6 protein-coding genes are annotated in these 6,822 nt (G+C 58.3%); 5 read left to right on the top strand and 1 reads right to left on the bottom strand.

Going from position 1 to position 6,822, the window contains the following annotated elements; translation table 11 throughout:
• The coding region (locus tag NBH21_RS25835; protein WP_342452042.1) for a winged helix-turn-helix domain-containing protein at positions 1-124 on the top strand (124 nt) is incomplete at its 5' end.
• Positions 125-302: 178 nt separating this feature from the next.
• Here the strand turns inward: NBH21_RS25835 and NBH21_RS25830 are convergent.
• The gene (locus NBH21_RS25830; RefSeq protein ID WP_280924927.1) at positions 303-2,468 is read right to left on the bottom strand and encodes a DUF1217 domain-containing protein; all 2,166 of its coding nucleotides are present in this window, start codon (positions 2,466-2,468) and stop codon (positions 303-305) included.
• A 363-nt stretch (positions 2,469-2,831) separates the two neighbouring features.
• On the opposite strand from NBH21_RS25830, the gene flhA reads away from it, so the two are divergent.
• The 4 genes from flhA to NBH21_RS25810 all read left to right on the top strand — a co-directional run bounded on the left by flhA (position 2,832) and on the right by NBH21_RS25810 (position 6,806).
• Entirely contained in the window at positions 2,832-4,922 is a 2,091-nt protein-coding gene (gene flhA, locus NBH21_RS25825) for a flagellar biosynthesis protein FlhA (protein ID WP_250913809.1), read from the top strand.
• The gene (gene fliR / locus NBH21_RS25820) at positions 4,919-5,671 is read left to right on the top strand and encodes a flagellar biosynthetic protein FliR (RefSeq protein ID WP_250913810.1); all 753 of its coding nucleotides are present in this window, start codon (positions 4,919-4,921) and stop codon (positions 5,669-5,671) included. Before flhA ends, fliR begins: the two co-directional genes overlap by 4 nt.
• A gap of 9 nt (positions 5,672-5,680) precedes the next feature.
• Positions 5,681-6,091 carry a hypothetical protein gene (locus tag NBH21_RS25815; RefSeq protein WP_250913811.1) on the top strand — a complete coding sequence of 137 codons (411 nt, stop codon included), beginning with the start codon at positions 5,681-5,683 and terminating at the stop codon, positions 6,089-6,091.
• Positions 6,092-6,233: 142 nt separating this feature from the next.
• Complete coding sequence (locus NBH21_RS25810) at positions 6,234-6,806, top strand: rod-binding protein (RefSeq protein ID WP_250913812.1); 573 nt, start codon at positions 6,234-6,236, stop codon at positions 6,804-6,806.
• The last annotated feature ends 16 nt before the right edge of the window (positions 6,807-6,822 follow it).

Here is a 6,822-nt window from a genome sequence, read left to right as displayed (position 1 = left end):
GGACGTCGAAGAAAACGTCGTCGAAAGCCACATCTCAAAGCTCAGGAAGAAACTGCGCAAAAAGCTCGGTTTCGATCCCGTCGATTCAAAGCGGTTCCTCGGATACTGCATCGACTGGAAGTAAACAGGCTTCGGCAGGCCCAATGCCATCAGGCGCGAGGGCGATCGAGGTTCTCTCCGAAGGACAGCTCCACAAAACTAAAAACCGCGGCGACCAAACGCTGCGGTTTTTGTTTGCGCTAACAAAGGTTACTCATTCAGCGATGGCACCGGGCCTCCGCGAAGAATCCCGGTCCGGTCCGTTACTTGGCGGAAAGCTGCGCAACGGCGAGGAGCGTATCGGCGCTGATCGAGTTCACACCGGACAGGATCGACAGTGCGGCAGAGTCGGTGGTGCCGTTCTCGGTATCGTAGAGAGCTGTGTAGCGCTTCACCAGCTTCTCGACGTAATCAGGATCCTGAAGCTGCTCCAGATCAATGAAATTGGATACGGTGCTTGCCTGCTTCTCCACGTCCTGGCTCGAGAAGTAGTCGGACATGCTGTAGGCGGTGGTGAAGAATTCCAGAAGCGCGCTGTCTCCGAGAATGTCGTAGGCGCTGGTGATCGACGGGGCCATGCGCTGGAAGTAGAGAGCCAGACGAACGCCTTCGCTCGAATCGCCCTGCTCCTCCTCGAGCGTCTGTCGAAGATACTTGTTGACGGTTTCGAGCGTGTCGCCCCGTTGCTGGATCGTTCCGGTCGGATCGCTCGAAAGATTGCCTTCAAGGTCGAAATTGAACGAAGCCACGATTTCCGCGAAGGTGCCGTCGGAAAGCGAATTCACATAACTCTTCGGATCCGTCAGGTCGGATTCGAACATCTTGCGCAGATCCAGGTCCTCATTTTTGAGGCTTTCCGGATCGATCCCCTTGGCTTCGAGCACGAAGTTCGTAAGGCGGCTATCCGAAAGGAATTCGTCGATCGTGGAAATCGTTTCCATCTGCGTCTTGTAGTATTCGATCTCCGTTTCGGCAGCGTCCTTGGCATCGGTGAGTTCCGTTCCCGTCAGGAAGCGTGTCTTCTGATCGGTATAGGCGGTAGCATAGCCGTTGATGACGTTTTCCGACTGGACGAGAAGGGGAACTTCAGTGTCACCCTCCGAGTTGAAGTTGAAGGCCTTTGCCAGATTGACGAAACGATCATCCTTCAGCGAATTGACGTAACTTTTCGCGTCATCGGCGTCGCTCGCCAGAATCTTGCGCAGCTCCGACTTGGTGACTTCATCGGGATCGATGCCATAGGCGCGCAGCGCGACGTTCCATATTTCGGTCACATCGTCATAGGTGTCGTCGTTGTTTACGTCGTCGTCGCTCTCGTAATAGTCGCTGTTTGTCGTCAGGAAGTCGTCGATACTGGTAACCGCGGCGATACGGGTCTCGAAATTGGATACGGCGTCATCGACCGCAGCCTGCTGGTCCTCCTGGAAGGCGGTCTTGTAACGGCTTGCAAGCGAGGTGATCTGATCACTGCTCAGGGCGCTTTCGCCCGAGGTGACGGTGCCGTCCGTCTCGAAATTGAAATAATCCAGAAGCTCCGTGTTGCCATAGACGGAGGCGAAGCTCTCGCTCGACATTAAGCTCGCGACACTCGACGCCATGATGGTGTCGCGCAGACCGAAAGCCGTCTTCACGTAGGAGAGTAAGCGCTCGTCGGAGACCAGTTCGGTGGCCGTCGTCGCGGATGCCGCGTTCTTCTCCCAGTAGGTCTGGTTCGCTTCGAAGAGCAGGTCGGAGGGATAGGTCGAAGCGTTATAGATGTAGTCGAGGCGGCGATTCTCGATCTCGTCGGTAGTCTGGATGGTGCCGTTGACCGAGCCATCGGTATTGAAACTGAACGATGCGGCCAGTTCGCGCCAGGTGTCGCTGCTGGCCTTGTTGGCCACGCTGTCCGGGTCGGAGAGATCGCTGGTCAGGACCTGCTTGAGATAGCTCTTCGAGGTATAGGTCGCATCGAGGCCGAAGGATTCCAGCACATAGCTGCGCAATCGGCTGTCGCCGATCAGCTGATCGACGCTGGTGATGCTGCCGATCTTCTTCTCGTAATAGTCGATTTCCGTCTGGATATCGTCCTCTTCCGCCGTGAAGGAATCCTGGTAGGCGGTCAGGAGAGTGTCCGTCTGGACGGAGGTCTGGGCCTTCGTCGTCTCGCCGGCGAAATTGAAGGCGGCAGCGAAATCCTGATAGCGGGTATCGGTCAGGCTGTTGGCGAAGCTCGAATCGTCCGTCAGGTCGCTTTCAAGGATCTTCTTCATGAAGGCCTTGGCGTAGGTCATGTCCTCAAGACCATAGGCCTTCATTGCATAGGAAAAGAGCCTGTAGTCGTTGACGAATTCGTCAACCGTCGTGACGTTGCCGATGTTTTCTTCGTAGTAGGCGGTATCGCGGGAGACGGTCGATTCGTTTGCGACCCGGGTCAACGAGGTCTTCATATCCCTGTTGACCAGGAGATAGCTCGTATAGGTCGAAAGCGTGGTCGTCGATGTCACCGGGAGCCCTTTCATATAGAAACGGCCACATCATGGCCTGCCCAAGGCGCCCACATCGCGCAATCATCCATGTAACCGCTTACGCCACAAATGTTAACAAATAGTTAACGGATCACTTTCGGGCTTAACGATCGGCAACGCAATCGGGGCCGACAAGGCGGTCCTGCGCCACTCTCGCGCAAGCTTCGACCTCTAGGCTCCCGGTTGGACTGGTTTGCCCTGCGAACGAAAACGCGCGTCGGATGCCAGTTTCACATGAACGTGAAATCGAAGTCTTTGCTGATCTCATGACGAGACGGAGCAGGAATGGCCACCCCCCCTAGCGTTTTGACTATCCCGAAAGTTTCACCGCGCGGTCGCGATATCGGCTTTGCCCTCGGCATCGTGGTGATCCTCTGCATCCTCTTCCTGCCGATCCCCCCGTTCCTGATCGACATGGGTCTGGCCTTCTCGATCGCCTTCTCGGTGCTGATCCTGATGGTGGCGCTGTGGATCCAGCGACCGCTCGATTTCTCGTCCTTCCCGACGATTCTCCTGATTTCGACGATGGTGCGCCTATCGCTCAACATCGCCACGACGCGCGTCATCCTTTCCCATGGCCATGAAGGGCACGGGGCGGCGGGCGGCGTGATCGCGGGCTTCGCCAGCCTGGTGATGTCCGGCGACTTCGTCATCGGTCTGATCGTCTTCCTCATCCTGATCACGGTGAACTTCATCGTCATCACCAAGGGCGCGACCCGTATCGCGGAAGTCGGCGCCCGCTTCACCCTCGACGCCATTCCCGGCAAGCAGATGTCGATCGACGCCGACCTTTCGGCTGGCATCATCGACGAAAAGGAAGCGCAGCGCCGGCGCAAGGAACTGGAGGAGGAAAGCTCGTTCTTCGGGGCCATGGACGGCGCATCGAAGTTCGTGCGCGGCGACGCCGTCGCCGGCCTGATCATTACCGCCATCAACGTGTTCGGCGGCATCATCATCGGCTATTTCCGCCATGGCATGGAAATCGGCGAAGCCGCCGACGTCTTCGTCAAGCTTTCCGTCGGTGACGGTATCGTTTCACAGATTCCGGCCCTTATCGTCTCGCTGGCCGCCGGCCTTCTCGTCACCCGCGGCGGCACGCTCGGCTCCACCGACCAGGCCGTTATCGGGCAGCTCAGCGGCTATCCGAAGGCCATGTCCGTCGCCGCCGTTCTGATGGCGGTTCTGGCGCTTATGCCAGGTCTGCCCTTCCTGCCGTTCATGTTCCTGGGCGGTGTTCTCGCCTTCGGCTCCTGGTTCATTCCGCGTCAGATCGAAGCTGAGAACAAGGCGCTTCGCGAACAGGAAGAGAAGAAGGCCGTCCACAATCAGGAGGCCGAACGCGACACGGTCAAGAACGTGTTGCGCACGACGGAGATCGAACTGGCGCTCGGAAAGCACATTTCGCCGCGCCTTCTCGGCGCCCATCAGGAACTTGCGTTCCGCGTCGGCAAGATGCGCAAGAAATTTGCCGCGCAGTACGGTTTCGTGGTTCCGGAAATCAAGGTCACCGACGACATCACCATTCCGGACAAATCCTACCAGATCCGTATCCACGGCACGACGGTCGCCGCCAACACGCTGCGCGTCGGCGAAGTCCTGGTCATCACCGGCAAGGGCCGCAAGCCGACCGTTCCGGGCGACGAGGTACGCGATCCCGCCTTCGGCATGCCGGCGGTCTCGGTACTGGAAAACTTCGTGGAGGACCTCAAGCGCGAGGGCTTCCACCCGATCGACAACATCTCGACGCTTCTCACCCATGTGAGCGAGGTCATCCGCAACAACCTGCCGATGCTGCTCTCGTTCAAGGACGTGAAGATGCTGATCGAGCGGCTCGATCCGGAATACAAGAAGCTTGCCGACGAAATCTGCTCCTCGCACATGTCCTATTCCGGGCTGCAGGCGATCCTGAAGCTGCTGCTTGCCGAACGCGTGTCGATCCGCAACCTGCACCTGATCCTCGAAGCCGTCGCGGAACTCGCACCGCATCTGCGCAAGACCGAGCAGATCGTGGAACACGTCCGCATCCGCATGGCGCAGCAGATCTGCGGCGACCTCTCAGACAACGGCATCCTGCGCGTCGTCCGCCTGGGCACCAAATGGGACGTCATCTTCCAGCAGGCGATCAAGCGCGACGCCAAGGGCGACGTTGTCGAATTCGACATCGATCCGCGCCATGTCGAGGAGTTCAGCGCCGAGGCCAGCAAGGTTATCCGTGAATTCATGGACGAAGGCCTGCCCTTCGTACTTGTCACGCTGCCGGAAACGCGCTCCTATGTACGAATGATCACGGAACGCCTCTTCAGCACGCTGCCGGTACTTTCGCACGTGGAATTGGCCAAAGGCACGGAAATCAAGATTCTCGGTTCCATTTCATGATTTCAGATCCGCAGGGGACTGTCCTGGCGCTGTTTCTGGCATTCTGCCGGATCGGTGGTTGCATGATGACCATGCCGACCTTCTCTTCAGCGCGCATGCCGATGCAGATCAGACTCTTCCTGTCGCTGTCGATGTCGATCGCCCTGCTGCCTCTCTTCTGGGACACACTGTATCCCCGGGCGACCGGGGATACGGTCGTTTATGTCACGCTGATCTTTTCCGAGACGCTGACGGGCGTGATGTTCGGCCTGATCGCCCATCTCTACACGATGGGAATGCAGTTCGCCGGCACCGTCATCGGCATGTCGATCGCCTTCAATGCGCAGCCGACCTCCGATCCGCTGGAAGATACTCCCGAGAACCAACTCACCACCATCATGACCTTCGGCGCGTTGCTGGTTCTTTTCGCTACGGATTTTCATCACATCATCATCAAGGCGCTTGCCGATTCCTATGAGGCTCTTCCCATCGGCCGGTTGATAGACCCGCAGCAGATGCTGATCAGCCTGACGGATACCATGAGCGCCACGCTGATGGTCATGCTGCGTCTGGCTAGTCCGTTCCTTTTGTTCGGCCTGCTGTTCAACGTCGTCATCGGCCTCATCAACAAGCTGGCGCCGCAGATCCCGCTCTACTTCATCTCCACGCCCTACGCCCTCTTCGGCGGGCTGTTGCTTCTCTACTTCGGTATTGCAGCGCTGCTGGACCAGTTCGCCCAGGCATTCGCGCCGATCTTCAACAATCTCTAGGGAACGGACGTGGCCGAGGTCGAAAAATCGAAAAAGCTCAAGCGGCTCGTGGCAGTCCAGCGCCATGTCGAGAAGATGACCGAAAACGAGCTTTCCATGGTCATCCGCGAACGGGCAGAAGTTGCGGAGGCGACAAACCGCACGGTCAGGGTCATGACCTCGCTCGACCCGCTGCATCGCCCCCTTTCCCGTCACTATCTCGAGCGCTTTGCCAAACTGACGAGCCGGGACAAGCAGCTCGGCAATCTCCAGAGAACCCAGGAAACGCGCCTCGCCAGGGAGCGAAAGAAGGGGGACAAGCTGGAGGAGAAGATGAAGGAAGCGCGCCAGGCGGAAACCCGGGTCGCCGACGACAATGCCGTCTACGACCTCATCGAAATGACCCTTGCGCTGAAAGACACCAGCCTCCAGCAAGGTTAGAGTGCGATTGTCTTCGAACATGGAGCGCGTTTCGATCCGATTGAATCGGATCGGCGCTCCAAGGTTCTCTTTTTGAAGCATAGTCTTATCGATCCTCGTTTCACTCCGGTCGGATTATGCTCCAACGCAAAAGGAAGACGACGTGGCTATTTCTCCTCCAAGCGATCTCGTTCTCGACGTGGTCAAAGCAGCCGACCCCGGCGAGCTGATGGCGGCCCGGGAAAAGATGCGGGCGACCAGCGCCGCGAACGAGGCTTCGGTTCTGACCGCCAGCAATGCAGGCTTTGCCTCGATGCTCGGCACGGCACAGAGCGCTGCAGCCAAGGCCGGTCTCGGCAATGTTTCCACGGCGCAGACCGACGGCAAGGTGCCGGAAACCTATCGCAAGTTCGAGGCGAGTATCCTGTCGACCTTCATCCAGGACATGATGCCGAAGGAGAGCGAGGAGATCTACGGCAAGGGCTCCGCCGGCGAATTCTGGAAGAGCATGATGGCCGAGCAGATCGCCAACGAGGTCTCCAAGACCGGCGGCATCGGCATTGCGGAACAGGTCTATTCCCAGTCGCTGCAGCGTGAGCGGGCCCAGGCTCCCAATACCGCGACAGACGAGTCCGACCGTGGCATGGCGCTCAGCATGATCACGGATTTCCAGCGCAAGACGCTGCTTTCTCCCGAGAGCGACACCAGCACTGCGACTGACAACAAAACAAGCTGAATACAGCACGCCAAGG

Source organism: Ciceribacter sichuanensis (assembly GCF_024055605.1).
Taxonomy (GTDB): Bacteria; Pseudomonadota; Alphaproteobacteria; order Rhizobiales; family Rhizobiaceae; genus Allorhizobium; species Allorhizobium sichuanense.
This window is presented reverse-complemented; position numbering and strand designations above follow the sequence as displayed.

Excerpts from the sequence above, each read along its gene's own strand:
- NBH21_RS25830 (WP_280924927.1), bottom strand. The coding sequence starts at position 2,468 with ATGAAGACCTCGTTGACCCGGGTCGCAAACGAATCGACCGTCTCCCGC.
- flhA (WP_250913809.1), top strand. The coding sequence starts at position 2,832 with ATGGCCACCCCCCCTAGCGTTTTGACTATCCCGAAAGTTTCACCGCGC.
- fliR (WP_250913810.1), top strand. The coding sequence starts at position 4,919 with ATGATTTCAGATCCGCAGGGGACTGTCCTGGCGCTGTTTCTGGCATTC.